Raw genomic sequence first — 13,854 nt, forward strand, 5'->3', positions numbered from 1 at the left:
ACAGCGCCCGCGGTCTCTCTCTGCACACCCAGATGGCCATCGGCTTCGCGGTGGGCATCACCGCAGGCGTGCTGGCCAATGCTTTCGCCGGCGATTCCAGCTGGCTGGACCCGGCGATCGACTACGTCACCAACCCGGTCGGCAAGATCTTCTTGAACTTGCTGTTCATGCTGGTGGTGCCGCTGGTGTTCTCGGCCCTGGTTCTGGGCGTGGTCGAGATCGGCGATCCGCGCTCGCTGGGGCGCATCGGCGGCCGCACCTTGATCTTCATCCTGGTGGTGACGGCGATCGCGGTCAGCATCGGGATGATCATCGTCAACCTTGTTCAGCCAGGCCAGGGATTGTCTCCCGAGTTGGCCGAGGAGCTGATCGCTGGCTCCGGCGAGCGCGCAGCCGACATTGCTACCAAGGGCGCTGCCGTATCGGGCATCGACCTTCTCATCAACATCGTGCCCCGCAACCCGATCGCGTCGGCGGTCAATGGTGATTTGATCGGTGTGATGTTCTTCGCCCTGATGTTCGGCATCGGCGCCACCGTGGTCGCCTCGGCCGGCACCCGCAGCTTCGTCGGTGCCGTGCAGGGTGTCTACGACATCTGCCTGAAGCTGATCGGCTGGATCATCCAGCTCGCGCCCTACGCCGTGGCATGCCTGCTGTTCAGCATCACCGCCAAGCTCGGCTTCGACGTGCTGGTGCAGCTGGCGCGCTATGTCGGCACCGTCGTGCTGGCGCTGGCGATCCACTTCTTCGTGGTGTTTCCGATCCTGGTGCGGGTGTTCGGCGGCATGTCGCCGCTGAAGTTCTTCAAGGGCGCGGAGCCGGCGCTGCTGACCGCATTCTCGACCAGCTCGTCGAGCGCGACCCTGCCGACCACGCTGGAATGCGCCGAGCACCGGCTGGGCGTACCGCGGCCCGTGGCCCGCTTCGTCTGCACGCTGGGCGCCACCGCCAACATGAACGGCACGGCGTTGTTCGAGGGCATCACCGTGCTCTTCCTAGCGCAGTTCTTTGGCGTCGAGCTGAGCTTCGTGCAGCAGATGAGCATTCTGGTGCTGTGCATCTTCGGTGCGATCGGCGCCGCCGGTGTGCCGGGCGGCTCACTGCCGGTGATTGCGATGATCCTCGCCATGTTCGGCATTCCGCCCGAAGGCATCGGCCTGATCCTCGGCGTCGACCGCTTCCTCGACATGTGCCGCACCACGGTCAATGTCGGCGGCGATCTGGTGGGATCGGTGGTGGTGGCGCGTACCGGCTTGCAGCCGCCGGACGCGGCGCCGCAGGACGACGGAGGCGCGGAGCGGCGGGATGTCTGAGGTGCGGCAGGACACCGACCTCACCGGCCTGCTGCAGGCCTGGCGCGGCGGCGACCGCGCCGCGCTCGACCAGCTGCTGCCGGAGGTCTACGACCTGCTGAAGCGGATGGCGGCCGGACGCGTCGGCAGCGTCGACCGCACGCCGACGCTGGAGCCCACCGCGCTGGTGCACGAGGCCGTGCTGCGCCTGCTCGGCCACAGTCCGGACTGGCAGAACCGCAGCCACTTTCTCGCCGTCGCCGCCCTGCAGATGCGCGCCGTGCTGGTCGATCATGCGCGCGCGCGCGTGGCCGCTAAGCGCGGCGGCGGGGCGGCGCTGGTGACCCTGCGCGCCGCCGAGTTCGAGGCCGCGGGCGACAGCGTCGAGATCGATCTGCTGGCCCTGGATCAGGCCCTGCGGCTGCTCGCCGACACCGATGCGCGCGCCGCGCGCGTCGTCGAGATGAGCTACTTCAGCGGCATGCAGCGCGAAGAGATCGCCGAGGTGCTGGCGGTGAGCCCGGCCACCGTCGACCGCGACCTGCGCTTCGCCCGCGCCTTCCTGAACCGTCAGCTCGGCGGCTGAGGCCCGCAACGCGCTCTGCCGGGCGCGACGCCCGGGATGGCCTGCCGCAGTGCAGCAGCCGCAGCCCGCACCATCGCGTATGTTCCTGCCTTCGATGAGGGGATCTCGCATGGCGACGCGCGGGGAGTCGGAGGTGCTGGTGATCGGCGGCGGCTTGGCCGGCATGGTCAGCGCGCTCGAGTGCCTGCGCGCCGGCCGCTCGGTGACGATCGTCGACCGCGATACCCCCGAGCGCTTCGGCGGGCTCGCGCGCTGGGCGTTCGGCGGCATGGCGCTGGTCGGCACGCCGCTGCAGGCGCGGATGAAGATCGGCGATACGCCCGAGATCGCCCTGCGCGACTGGCTGAGCTTTGGCGAGCTGGACCCCGCCGACACCGCGTCCCTGGCCTGGGCGAAGCGCTACGTCGAGCGCTCGCGGGCCGAGGTCTACGACTGGCTGCTGGGCGAGGGCCTGCGCTTCCTGCCGGCGGTCAACTGGGTCGAGCGTGGCCGTCACGGCGAGGGCAATTCCGTGCCGCGCTACCACATCGTCTGGGGCACGGCGCGCCAGCTGGTGCTGTGTCTGCACGCGGCGCTGCAACGCGCGGACAGCGGCGGCCGCCTGGGCCTCATGCATCGGCACCGCGTCACCGCGCTGGAGTCGCAGAACGGCCGCGTCTGCGGAGCGCTCGCGGTCGACGATCGCAGCGGCGCTGAAGTCCGGCTCAAGGCCGATGCGGTGGTGCTGGCGATGGGCGGCATCAACGGCAGCCATGCCGCCTGTCGCGCGCACTGGCCCAAGGAGCGTCCGCTGCCGGCGAGGATGCTCAACGGCGCGCACCCCGACGCGGATGGCCGCCTGCACACCGAGGTGGCCGAGGGCTTGGGAGGCCAGATCGTCAATGCCGGCGAGATGTGGAACTACGCCGGCGGTATCGCGCATCCGTTTCCGCATTTCGAAGGCCATGGGCTGTCGATCATTCCCTGCAAGTCGGCGCTGTGGCTGGACCACCGCGGCGAGCGCATCGGCCCGGAGCCGCTGGTCACCGGTTTCGACACCCACTGGCTGTGTCAGCGCGTGGCCGCGCAGGCCAAGCCCTGGACCTGGCAGCTGCTCAACCGCCGCATCGCGCTCAAAGAGTTCGCCATCTCCGGCGCCGAGCACAACCCGCGTATCCGCGACCGCCAGATGCTGCGCTTTCTGCTGGAGACTCTGTTCGGCAATGCGCGCCTGGTCGAGCAGATGCAGCGCGAGAGCGAGGACTTCCTGGTCGATGATTCGCTGCCAAGTCTCGCCGCCAAGATGAACGCGCTGACCTGCTCGCACGATATCGACGCCGCGCGACTCGGCGCTACGGTCGCTGCCTTCGATGCCCACTTCGCGCCCGGCCGCGACCCGGCCGACGACGCGCAGATCCGCCGCATCGAGCAGGCGCGGCAGTGGCGACCCGACCGCCTGCGCACCTGTGCGCCGGCACCGCTGTCGAAGCCCGGCGCGGGGCCGTGGATCGCGATCCGCCTGCAGCTGATCACCCGCAAGAGCCTGGGCGGCCTGCGCACCGACCTGCAGTCGCGGGTGCTGGGCGTCGACGAGGCGCCGATTCCCGGCCTGTACTGCGTCGGCGAGGCGGCCGGCTTCGGCGGCGGCGGCGCCCACGGCAAGCGCTCGCTGGAGGGCACCTTCCTCCCGGGCTGCATCCTCACCGCCCGCGCTGCGGCGCGGCATCTCACGAAGGGCTGAGGCGCATGTTCGGCCGCTATCCGGTCACCGCTGGCGACTACCGCGAGCGCGCGCGATCGCGCCTGCCGCGCTTCCTGTTCGACTACGTGGATGGCGGCGCCGGCGCGGAGCAGACCCTCGCCGCCAATGCCGAGGACTGGGCGCGCCTTACGCTGCGCCAGCGCGTGCTGGTCGATGTCGCGGGTGTCGAGACCACGAGCGAGCTGCTGGGCCAGCGCTGCGCCCTGCCGCTGGCGCTGGCGCCGGTGGGCTTCGCCGGCATGATGGCGCGTCGCGGCGAAGCCCAGGCGGCGCGCGCTGCGCGCTCCCTGCAGGTGCCCTTCACCCTGTCGACCGTGGGCATCTGCAGCTACGAGGAAGTGCTTGCCGCGAGCGGCGTGCCGCCCTGGTTCCAGCTCTACATGCTGCGCGACCGCGGGCTGGTCGCGGCCCTGCTCGATCAGGTCTGGGCCCAGGGCTGTCGCACGCTGGTGTTCACCATCGATCTGCCGGTGCTCGGCCCGCGCCATCGCGACCCGCGCCACGGCATCGGCCGGCCCGGCCTGCGACCGAAGCTGATCAAGCTGGCGCAGCTGCTGTCGCGGCCGCAGTGGCTGCGCGCCGTTGGCATCGGCGGCAAGCCGCACAGCTTCGGCAGCCTCGGCGCGCACGTGCCGGCCGCGAACGATTTCGAAACCTTCCGCCACTGGGTCGACGCGCAGTTCGATCCCACGGTCACCTGGAAGGACATCGCCTGGCTGCGCGCGCGCTGGCAGGGCCGGCTGGCGCTCAAGGGTCTGCTCGATGCCGACGACATCGCACCGGCGCTCGACACCGGCGCCGAGGCGCTGATCGTCTCCAACCACGGTGGCCGCCAGCTCGATGGCGCAGCGTCCACCGCGCGCAGGCTGCCCGCGCTGGCGAAGCAGGTGAACGGGCGCTGCGCGGTGCTGGTCGACGGCGGCATCCGCAGCGGCATCGACGTGTTCCGCGCGCTGGCGCGGGGCGCGGACGGCGTGCTGATCGGCCGGCCCTGGGTATGGGCGCTGGCCAGCGCCGGCGAGGCTGGCGTGCGTGCGCTGATCGAAGCCTGGCAGAACGAACTGCGCACCACCATGGCGCTCGCAGGGGTGACCCGCGTCGCCGACATCGGCCCGCAGCATCTCGAGCCCGGCTAGCCGCCAAGCGACCGCCGGGCACACTGCCTGACGCGATCGTGCTGTCGTTCCCGCTCACGCCGCCCACTGACTTTCCCCAGCCCCGGAACCCGCCATGCCCAACGGCGCCCAAGCCCTGATGAAGACCCTCGCCGATGCCGGCGTGAGCGTCTGCTTCACCAACCCCGGCACCAGCGAGATGCACTTCGTCGCCGCGCTCGACTCCGAGCCCCGCATGCGCGCGGTGCTGTGCCTGTTCGAGGGCGTGGCCACCGGCGCCGCCGACGGCTACGCGCGCATGGCTGGGCAACCCGCGGCGACCCTGCTGCACCTCGGCTGCGGCCTCGGCAACGGGCTGGCCAACCTGCACAACGCCCGCAAGGGCAGGGTGCCGGTGGTCAACATCGTCGGCGACCACGCCACCTATCACATGCCGCTCGACGCCCAGCTGCAGAGCGATATCGAAACCGTGGCGCGCAATGTCTCACCCGGCTTTGTGCGCACCTCGATGCGCACCGAGGACCTCAGCCGCGATGCGGTGGATGCGATCGTCGCCGCACGTCGCCTGCCGGAGCAGGTCGCCACCCTGATCCTGCCGGCGGATGTCAGCTGGGGCGAGGGCGGCGCGCCCTGTTCGCCGCCTGAACTTTCGCCGCCGCCCGCGGCCGCTGCGGATGCCGTCGCGAAGATCGCCGAGGTGATCCGCAGCGGCGGCAAGGTCGCCCTGCTGCTGGGCCGCCACGCCCTGCGCGAGCCCGCGCTGCTGGCGGCCGCGCGCATCGCAGCGCACAGCGGGGTCAAGCTGCTGGCCGAGGTGTTCCCGACGCGGCTTGAGCGCGGGGCGGGCCTGCCGCCGGTCGAGCGCATCGCCTATCTGGCCGAGCTGGCCGGCGTGCAGCTGGCCGAGTTCCAGCACCTGGTGCTGGTCGATGCCAAGGCGCCGGTGAGCTTTTTCGCCTATCCCGGCAAGCCCAGCGAGCTGGTGCCCGCGGGCTGCGCCGTGCATACGCTCAGTACGCCCGCAGAGGACGCTGCGGCGAGTCTCCAGGCGCTGGCGACAGCGCTGGGGGCAGGCGATGCGGCGCCCGTGCTGCAGCCCGCTGCGCGCCCCGGTCGGCCGCGCGGACGCCTCACCGCGGAGAAGGTCTGCAAGGCTGTGGGTCATCTGCTGCCCGAGCGTGCGATCGTGGTCGACGAGGCGATCACCTCGGGCCTGATGCTGCCGCTGATGACCGCCGGCGGCCCGCGCCACGACCTCATCACGCTGACCGGCGGCGCCATCGGCCAAGGCCTGCCGAACGCCATTGGTGCGGCGATCGCCTGCCCGGACCGGCCGGTGCTGGCGCTGATCGGCGACGGCACCGCGATGTATACGATCCAGGCCCTGTGGACGCTGGCGCGCGAGAACCTCGCCGTCACCGCGATCATCTTCAACAACGCCAGCTACTCCGTGCTCAACGTCGAGCTGGAACGCGTCGGCGCCGAACGCATCGGCGCCAAGGCGCGCGCGCAGCTCGATCTGAAAGGCCCGCGCCTCGACTTCTGCCGTCTCGCCCAGGGCATGGGCGTACACGCCGCCCGCGCCGACACCGCAGAAGACTTCTGCCGCGCGCTGGAATACGCGCTGAGCCATTCCGGTCCGCATCTCATCGAAGCCGTGGTGCCCGAAAGCCTGAGCGGTGTGAAGCGCAAGGCACTGCCTTGGGTGCTCAAGGCCCTGCCGAAACTGCCGGCGCCGCTGGCGCGGATGCTGAAGAAGAGGCTGGCGCCATAAGCCAGACGCGCCGCGCCGATGCCGCGCCTCGATCGGCGACTGCGCGCGCAAGCGCGCGCCGTCCTTGCCTCGCGGAGGGCCGGCTGCGGGTGCGCTGCTTTCCCACGAGCCCCGGACAGTCTGCGGCGCGATCCGGCCGTGTGGAGAAACCCGAACGCCGCCGCGAAGAATTCGAGCGGCGGCCACGGTAGCCGCAGGTTCCTCGCAGGCTGCCAAAGGCTGTCCGAGCCACTGCGTTCGCAATGGGCCTGACGAGCACCCTCTTGAACATTCCGGCGAAGAGCGTAGGCTTCCTCTCACGCCGCCGGACTGACCAGCGGTACCCACCCTGAGGGATCCTCATGGACTTTGACTACGTGGTCTTCATTGGCCGCTTTGAGCCGTTTCACAACGGCCACCTCGCCGTCGCCCGCCACGCCCTGCGTGTGCTCCGGGGCACTGCCGACGGCAGCACACGCCCAACCAGCACACCCGCGAGGCCCGGCAAGCTCATCCTGCTGATCGGCTCGGCCGACGCCCCGCGCACGCCACGCAACCCTTGGACTGCGGCCGAACGCCGGGTGATGGTGCAGGCCGCGCTGGAAGATGCCGCCGATCAGATCCTCGTGCGGCCGCTGCGCGACCACCTGTACAACGAGGCGCAGTGGATCGCCGCCGTACAGCGCACGGTGGCCGAGGCCATCCGCGCCGATGGCGGCCCGGCAGATGCCCGCATCGGTCTGATCGGTCAGCGCAAGGACGCCAGCAGCTACTACCTCGAAGAGTTCCCGCAGTGGCGGCTCATCGATGTCGCCCACACCGAAACCTTGTCGGCGACGGATCTTCGCCGTCATCTGTTCGAGACCGGCCCCGGCGACTACGGCAGCCTGATGCTTGTACGCGCCAACGTGCCCGAGCCGACCTTCGCGATGCTCGATGCCTTCCGCAAGCATGACCCGGCGCACGCCGAGCTGGTCGAGGAATACCGCTTCCTGCGCGACTACCGCGCGGCCTGGGACCAGGCACCGTATGCGCCGACCTTCGTCACCACCGACGCGGTGGTGGTGCATTCGGGCCACGTGCTGCTGATCCGCCGCCGCAGCGCGCCCGGCAAGGGTCTGTGGGCGCTGCCCGGCGGCTTCATCCGTCAGGACGAAACCCTGCTGGACGGCTGCCTGCGCGAGCTGCGCGAAGAGACCCGCCTCAAGCTGCCGGCGCCGGTGCTGCGCGGCTCGCTCAAGGGCAGCCATGTTTTCGACCACCCGGAGCGCTCGCTGCGCGGCCGCACGATCACCCATGCCTTCCACTTCGAGTTCCCGCAGGGCGAGCTGCCGGGCGTACGCGGCAGCGACGACGCCGACAAGGCGCGCTGGTTCCCGGTGGCCGAGGCGTTGGAGATGGGTCCGCGATTGTTCGAGGACCACCTGCACATCCTTGAGTACTTCATCGGCCGCGGGTGAGCGTGCCGCGCCGACCCGACCCCATAGGGTGGGTCTTGACCCACCGGAGCTCGACGCTTGCCTCGGTCCCTTCGAAGCACCTCGCGAAACCCGATCTCCGCGAACACATCGACGAACGCAGAGCCGGTGGGTCAAGACCCACCCTATGGAATCGCGAGTCATGGGATGGGTCTTGACCCACGCGAGCTCGACGCCACGCCGGAATCGCTCAACAGCCACGCATCATTTCCCCCACCGCCGGCGGACAGACCACCGGCTTACGACGCGAAGGAGTTTCACGTCATGAACATCCGCCACCCGTTCGACAATCTGATCCTCAACACCGACAGCTACAAGGCCAGCCATTGGCTGCAGTACCCGTCGGGCACCGACGCCAGCTTCTTCTACGTCGAAAGCCGCGGCGGCACGCATGAACACGTGCTGTTCTTCGGCCTGCAGGCGATCCTCAAGGCCTACTTCAGCACGCCGATCACCCATGCCGATGTCGATGAGGCGCGCGATGTCTTCGCCGCCCACGGCGAGCCCTTCAACGAAGCTGGCTGGCGGCGCATCGTCGATGTGCACGGCGGCCGTCTGCCGCTGCGCATCCGCGCCGTGCCTGAAGGTCATGTGGTGCCGATCCACCAGGCGCTGGTGACCATCGAGTCGACCGACCCGGAAGCCTTCTGGCTACCGAGCTACATGGAAACCCTGCTGCTGCGTCTGTGGTATCCGGTCACCGTCGCCACGATCAGCTGGCAGGCCAAGCAGACGATCCGCGACTACCTGCAGCGCACCAGCGACGACCCCGAAGGTCAGCTGCCCTTCAAGCTGCACGACTTCGGTGCGCGCGGCGTGTCGAGCACCGAGAGCGCGGGTCTCGGTGGACTCGCTCATCTGGTCAACTTCCTCGGCACCGACACCGTGTCGGCGCTGATGGCGGCGCGCGCCTGGTACGGCGCCGACATGGCCGGCTTCAGCATCCCCGCCGCCGAGCACAGCACCATCACCAGCTGGGGCCGCGAGCGCGAGGTCGACGCCTACCGCAACATGCTGAAGCAGTTCGCCAAGCCCGGCAGCCTCGTCGCCGTGGTCTCGGACAGCTACGACATCCACCGCGCGATCCGCGAACACTGGGGTCAGACCCTGCGCCAGGCGGTCATCGACAGCGGCGCCACGGTGGTGATCCGCCCCGACTCGGGCGACCCGGTCGAGATGGTGCTGAGCTGCCTGCAGGCGCTGGACGAGGCCTTCGGCCACACCGTCAACAGCAAGGGCTACAGAGTGCTGAACACGGTGCGGGTGATCCAGGGTGACGGCATCGACCCGGTCAGCCTGAAGCAGATCCTGCAGCGTTTCACCGACGCCGGCTACAGCGCCGACAACGTCGCTTTCGGCATGGGCGGCGGCCTCTTGCAGAAGCTCAACCGCGACACCCAGAAGTTCGCCCTCAAATGCTCGGCCGCGCGCATCGACGGTGAGTGGATCGACGTCTACAAGGACCCGATCACCGACCCCGGCAAGCAGTCGAAGCGCGGCCGTCTCACCCTGATTCGTCATGCCGAGTTCGGCAGCTGGAAGACCGTGCCGGTGCCGAACGAGATCGAGCGCATCGAAGACATGACCCTACCGGCCGGCTGGGCGCATGCGATGGAGACAGTGTGGGAGGACGGTGCGCTCACCCGCGAGTGGACGCTGGACGAGGTGCGGGCGCGGGCGGGGCGGGGGTTGTGAGGTCAAGATGCGGCGTCCTGAGGGTGGGCGCCGACAATGAAGTGACCAGGACGGGGCCCGCTCGACTGGGCGCGCGTGGAGCGGTTCAACACAGGAGGCCCAATCGATGACCCAACTCAGCCCACGCTTCAGCGCTGCCGTGGAGTACGCCCGCGTGGCCCACGCTGGCCAGACCCGCAAGGGCACAACCATTCCCTACCTGTATCACCTGTTGGGTGTGGCCAGCCTGGTGCTTGAACACGGCGGCGATGAGCACCAGGCCATCGCCGGACTGCTGCACGACGTGGTCGAAGACTGCGGCTCAGGCCACACCCAGCGGATTCGCGAGCAGTTCGGCGACGCGGTGGCGCGCATCGTTGCCGATTGCACCGACGGCAGCGCCGAGTCCAAGCAGTCGGCCGTGACGCCCGAAGCCCGGCGGGCGGATTGGCTGCAGCGCAAGCGCAGCTACCTCGCGCATCTCACGCAGGTGGACGCGTACTCCCTGCTGGTCAGTGGCTGCGACAAGCTGCACAACGCCCGCGCCATCCTTGCCGACATCGAGGGCGATGCGGGCCTGGCCGTGTTCGAGCGCTTTACGGGTGGCATGGACGGCAGCCTGGCCTACTACGCTTCGATTGCCGAGCTGCTGAGCGACAGAGCTGCACCGATGCATGCAGCCTTCGAGCGTGTGGTGGCTCGCATGCATGTGCTGGCTGGACAGGAGCGGCGAGGGCTGCCAATCCGTTGAACGCGCGCGCCGCTCGCGTGAGCGCATTCAGCGCGGCGCGACGGTCCGCCAGCGCGTCACCTCACTGCAGCGGCCGCAGCGCCACCAGCGCCAGGTCAATGGCGCGCTCATCGAACAGCCGGGCCTTGCGCTCGGCGTGGCCTCCGCAGGGAATCACGTAAGGAAGTCATCGCGAAGCGATGGCGCGCCTGGAGGGGTGAGCCGCCGCGCTTGCGCGCCACTGGCGCGCGCGGCGAGCGAACGCCCGTGCGCATGAGCGCGCGGGCCGGGAATCCTGGAAGGAAGTCATCGCGAAGCGATGGCGCGCCTGGAGGGATTCGAACCCCCGACCAATGGCTTCGGAAGCCACTACTCTATCCGGCTGAGCTACAGGCGCGTTGTGTGTCGCTGTTGTCCGCGGCGTGGCGAGCCTGCCGTCGCGGGGCGCGCAGGATACCACGCGCTTCGCGCTCGCTGCGCTGGCCAGTGCAGGCAGGCGCGTACAGCGAGAGACGCGTGCGCGCCCTAGACGCGGATGTCCAGCCCGCGACCGAGGCTCTCGCCAGCCAGGCTGAGTCGCAGGTTGCGGCCGCTCTTGAGATAGCTCAGCACGCTGCCCTCCACGGCTTCCGGCGCAGCACTGCCGCCGCCCCCGGGGCGTGTGGTGTCGGTGGTGCGCGCGGGTTCGGCCACGGCTTCGGCGCGGTTGCCGGCATAGCTGCGCAGGACGGCCTGCTGCTGGCTGGCGCGGCTGCCGTAGTCGGGGCGAGTGGAGAGCGCGAGGCTCGACACGTGGGGCGTCACCGTGGAAGACAGGGCTGAGCATGCCGGATTGCCGCGGCGCTGTCAGTCGGGAGACGCCGCACAGTTCGACCGACCGGCCATCCCCGCGGTCGCTCACCCGCAGCCTGGGGGCTGGACTGGGCGGGCGGATGGGGGCCGCTGTCTGTGCAGCGCCTGACAGGCACGAACCCTGCTGTTGCCCCGGCGGCAGCGGAGAGTTCTAGGCTACTGCCCGCTCTCGCGAACCGCGATCGCATCGATACCGCTGGTGGCCAGGGCCTGTTTGGCGGCTTCGGCCTCGCTGGGGCTGCTGTAGGGGCCGAGACGCACGCGGTGCCAGACGCCGCCGTTGATGGTGTCGGTCTGCACGCGGGCGAATTGGCCGATCAGGGCGAGGCGCGCCTTGAGCGCCTCGGCATCCGCTGCGTCGCGGAAGGCGCCGGCTTGCAGCTGATAGCGCTCGCTGGGCGCGCTTGCGGTCTGCTCCGTCGGCGGCTGGGCCTGCTGTTCCTGCTGCTGTTTGGCCGCAGCCTCGGCTTCAGCGCGCGCGCGTTCGGCCAGCTCGCGGTCGGACACTGCGGTCTCCTGCTCGCGCAGGATCGTGTAGAAATCGTAGCGCGGCTTCTTCGGCGCTTCCGCTGCCGGCAGGGCCACAGCCGGCTCGCTGCTGGCGGCAGGAGGCGTGGCTTCGGGGTTGGGCGTGGGGCCGCCGGGTTTGCCGCTGAAGCCTTCGCGGTACAGCACGAACACCGCAATCGCGAGGCCCAGCAGCACGCCGGCCAGCAGCCAGGCCCAGCCGGGCATGCGGTTGTCGTCACCGCGTCGCGCCTGCGATTTCGGCTTGCCGCGTCGGCCCGCCATTACATGCGCTCCGGTGCCGACACGCCGAGCAGGCGCAGGCCGTTGGCCAGCACCTGGCGCACTGCGATGCAGAGGCCCAGACGCGCCTGCCGCAGCTCTTCTTCGGGCACCAGGATGGCGACCGCGTTGTAGTAGCTGTGGAAGCTGGCGGCCAGCTCGCGCAGGTAGTTGGCGATGACCTGCGGGGCGCGGCCGAGTGCGGCGGCTTCGACCACCTCGGGGTAACGCATCAATTCACCCAGCAGCTCGTCCTCGCGCGGGTCGATCAGCTTGGCGCGGGCGGCGTCGCAGGCGGTGCGGTTGAAGCTCCAGTGCTTCTCGGCGGCCTGCCGCAGCAGGGCGTGCACGCGGGCGTGGGCGTACTGGATGTAGTACACCGGGTTTTCGTTGGACTGGCTCTTGGCGAGATCCAGATCGAAGTCGAGGTGCTGGTCGTTGCCGCGCATCACGTAGAAGAAGCGGGCGGCATCGGAGCCCACATCCTCGCGCAGTTCGGACAGGGTCACGAACTGGCCGGAACGCGTGCTCATCTGCACCTTCTCGCCGCCGCGGAACAGCACCGCGAACTGCACCAGCTGGATTTCGATCTTCGCGGGATCGAGCCCCAGGCCCTGCGCGGCGGCCTTGAGTCGCGCGATGTAGCCGTGGTGGTCGGCGCCGAAGATGTACAGAGCGCGCTCGAAGCCGCGCTCGAACTTGCTGAGCAGGTAGCCCAGGTCGGAGGCGAAATAGGTGGTGACGCCGTTCTCGCGGCGGACCACGCGGTCCTTGTCGTCGCCGAAGGCGGTGGCACGGAACCAGAGCGCGCCGTCCTGCTCATACAGATGGCCGGCCTTGTCGAGCGTCTCGATGGCGCGCTGCACGTAGCCGCCGGTCATCAGAGAGCGTTCGCTGAACCAGTTGTCGTGGACCACCCCGAACTCGACCAGATCCTCGCGGATCAGCTTGAGGCACCAGTGCAGGCCTTTGTCGAACAGCTTGCGGTAGTTCGCCTCGCTGCCGAGCAGCTGCTTGCAGCGCTCGATCAGGGCATCGATGTGGGCCTCTTTGTCGCCGCTCTGGCTCTCGTCGGCGGGAAGCTTGGCCTCGACCTCGGAGGCGCGGTGCCGGAAGCCATCGCCGACTTCGCTGCGCAGCTCGCGCGCGATGCCGACCACGTAGTCGCCCTTGTAGCCGTTGTCGGGGAAGCGCGGCTGCTCGCCGCACAGCTCCAGATAGCGCAGCCAGACGCTGACCGCAAGGATGTCCATCTGGCGGCCGGCGTCGTTGACGTAGTACTCCCGCTGCACGCTGTGGCCATAGGCTTCCAGCAGGCTGGCCACCGAGGCGCCATAGGCCGCGCCGCGGCCGTGGCCGACGTGCAGGGGGCCGTTCGGGTTGGCCGAGACGAATTCGACCGTCACTGACTCGCGCGAGTCTTCAGGCTGGCAGCCGTAGCGCTCGCCTTGCTCCAGCACGCGGCGCAGGGTGCCGATGCGGCAGGCCTGGTTCAGGCGGAAGTTGATGAAGCCAGGGCCCGCCACCTCGACGCCCTCGATGTGCTGCGACTTCGGCACCGTGCGAGCGATGGCCTCGGCCAGCTCGCGCGGCTTGCGGCCGGCCGCTTTCGACAGCAGCAGGGCGACGTTGCTGGCGTAGTCGCCGTGCTCGCGGTTCTTGCTGCGCTCGATGACGAAGTCGGGCTCGCTCTCGAAGGACAGCTCGCCGGCCCGCTTCATGTCGAGCAGGGCCTGCAGAACGAGTTCGCGCAAATGGTCTTTCACGGCGGCACACGGGGCGTAGAGCGGACCGCGCACTATAGCAGTTCGCATCCTGCTGCAAGCGCCGGGCGCGCCGGGGCA

At 69.6% G+C, this 13,854-nt stretch carries 11 protein-coding genes and 1 tRNA gene; 8 read left to right on the forward strand and 4 right to left on the reverse strand.

The window, feature by feature from the left end; all coding sequences use genetic code 11:
- Window positions 1–32: 32 nt before the first annotated feature.
- The 8 genes from H4O13_17025 to H4O13_17060 all read left to right on the forward strand — a co-directional run bounded on the left by H4O13_17025 (window position 33) and on the right by H4O13_17060 (window position 10,390).
- On the forward strand, window positions 33–1,313 hold the full coding sequence (locus H4O13_17025) for a dicarboxylate/amino acid:cation symporter (protein ID MBE5317099.1): 1,281 nt from the start codon (window positions 33–35) through the stop codon (window positions 1,311–1,313).
- The gene (locus tag H4O13_17030; GenBank protein MBE5317100.1) at window positions 1,306–1,878 is read left to right on the forward strand and encodes a sigma-70 family RNA polymerase sigma factor; all 573 of its coding nucleotides are present in this window, start codon (window positions 1,306–1,308) and stop codon (window positions 1,876–1,878) included. Before H4O13_17025 ends, H4O13_17030 begins: the two co-directional genes overlap by 8 nt.
- Before the next feature lie 109 nt (window positions 1,879–1,987).
- Window positions 1,988–3,598, forward strand: coding sequence for an FAD-binding protein (locus tag H4O13_17035; GenBank protein ID MBE5317101.1), 1,611 nt, complete (start codon window positions 1,988–1,990; stop codon window positions 3,596–3,598).
- A 5-nt stretch (window positions 3,599–3,603) separates the two neighbouring features.
- Window positions 3,604–4,755, forward strand: coding sequence for an L-lactate dehydrogenase (locus tag H4O13_17040; GenBank protein MBE5317102.1), 1,152 nt, complete (start codon window positions 3,604–3,606; stop codon window positions 4,753–4,755).
- A gap of 94 nt (window positions 4,756–4,849) precedes the next feature.
- Complete coding sequence (locus H4O13_17045; GenBank protein ID MBE5317103.1) at window positions 4,850–6,508, forward strand: acetolactate synthase large subunit; 1,659 nt, start codon at window positions 4,850–4,852, stop codon at window positions 6,506–6,508.
- Window positions 6,509–6,843: 335 nt separating this feature from the next.
- On the forward strand, window positions 6,844–7,947 hold the full coding sequence (locus tag H4O13_17050) for a bifunctional nicotinamide-nucleotide adenylyltransferase/Nudix hydroxylase (GenBank protein MBE5317104.1): 1,104 nt from the start codon (window positions 6,844–6,846) through the stop codon (window positions 7,945–7,947).
- 282 nt (window positions 7,948–8,229) lie between these two features.
- The gene (locus H4O13_17055) at window positions 8,230–9,660 is read left to right on the forward strand and encodes a nicotinate phosphoribosyltransferase (GenBank protein ID MBE5317105.1); all 1,431 of its coding nucleotides are present in this window, start codon (window positions 8,230–8,232) and stop codon (window positions 9,658–9,660) included.
- Window positions 9,661–9,766: 106 nt separating this feature from the next.
- The gene (locus H4O13_17060; protein MBE5317106.1) at window positions 9,767–10,390 is read left to right on the forward strand and encodes an HD domain-containing protein; all 624 of its coding nucleotides are present in this window, start codon (window positions 9,767–9,769) and stop codon (window positions 10,388–10,390) included.
- Between the two features lie 299 nt (window positions 10,391–10,689).
- Here H4O13_17060 and H4O13_17065 read toward each other — a convergent pair.
- The 4 genes from H4O13_17065 to H4O13_17080 all read right to left on the reverse strand — a co-directional run bounded on the left by H4O13_17065 (window position 10,690) and on the right by H4O13_17080 (window position 13,776).
- A tRNA-Arg gene (locus H4O13_17065) sits at window positions 10,690–10,766 on the reverse strand.
- A gap of 128 nt (window positions 10,767–10,894) precedes the next feature.
- A complete protein-coding gene (locus H4O13_17070; GenBank protein ID MBE5317107.1) occupies window positions 10,895–11,161 on the reverse strand; it encodes a hypothetical protein in 267 nt (88 codons plus the stop codon).
- A 216-nt stretch (window positions 11,162–11,377) separates the two neighbouring features.
- On the reverse strand, window positions 11,378–12,013 hold the full coding sequence (locus H4O13_17075) for an SPOR domain-containing protein (GenBank protein ID MBE5317108.1): 636 nt from the start codon (window positions 12,011–12,013) through the stop codon (window positions 11,378–11,380).
- A complete protein-coding gene (locus tag H4O13_17080) occupies window positions 12,013–13,776 on the reverse strand; it encodes an arginine--tRNA ligase (GenBank protein ID MBE5317109.1) in 1,764 nt (587 codons plus the stop codon). Before H4O13_17080 ends, H4O13_17075 begins: the two co-directional genes overlap by 1 nt.
- Between the last annotated feature and the right edge of the window lie 78 nt (window positions 13,777–13,854).

The sequence above is a fragment of the Lysobacterales bacterium genome (assembly GCA_014946745.1).
GTDB lineage: Bacteria > Pseudomonadota > Gammaproteobacteria > Xanthomonadales > Xanthomonadaceae > Aquimonas.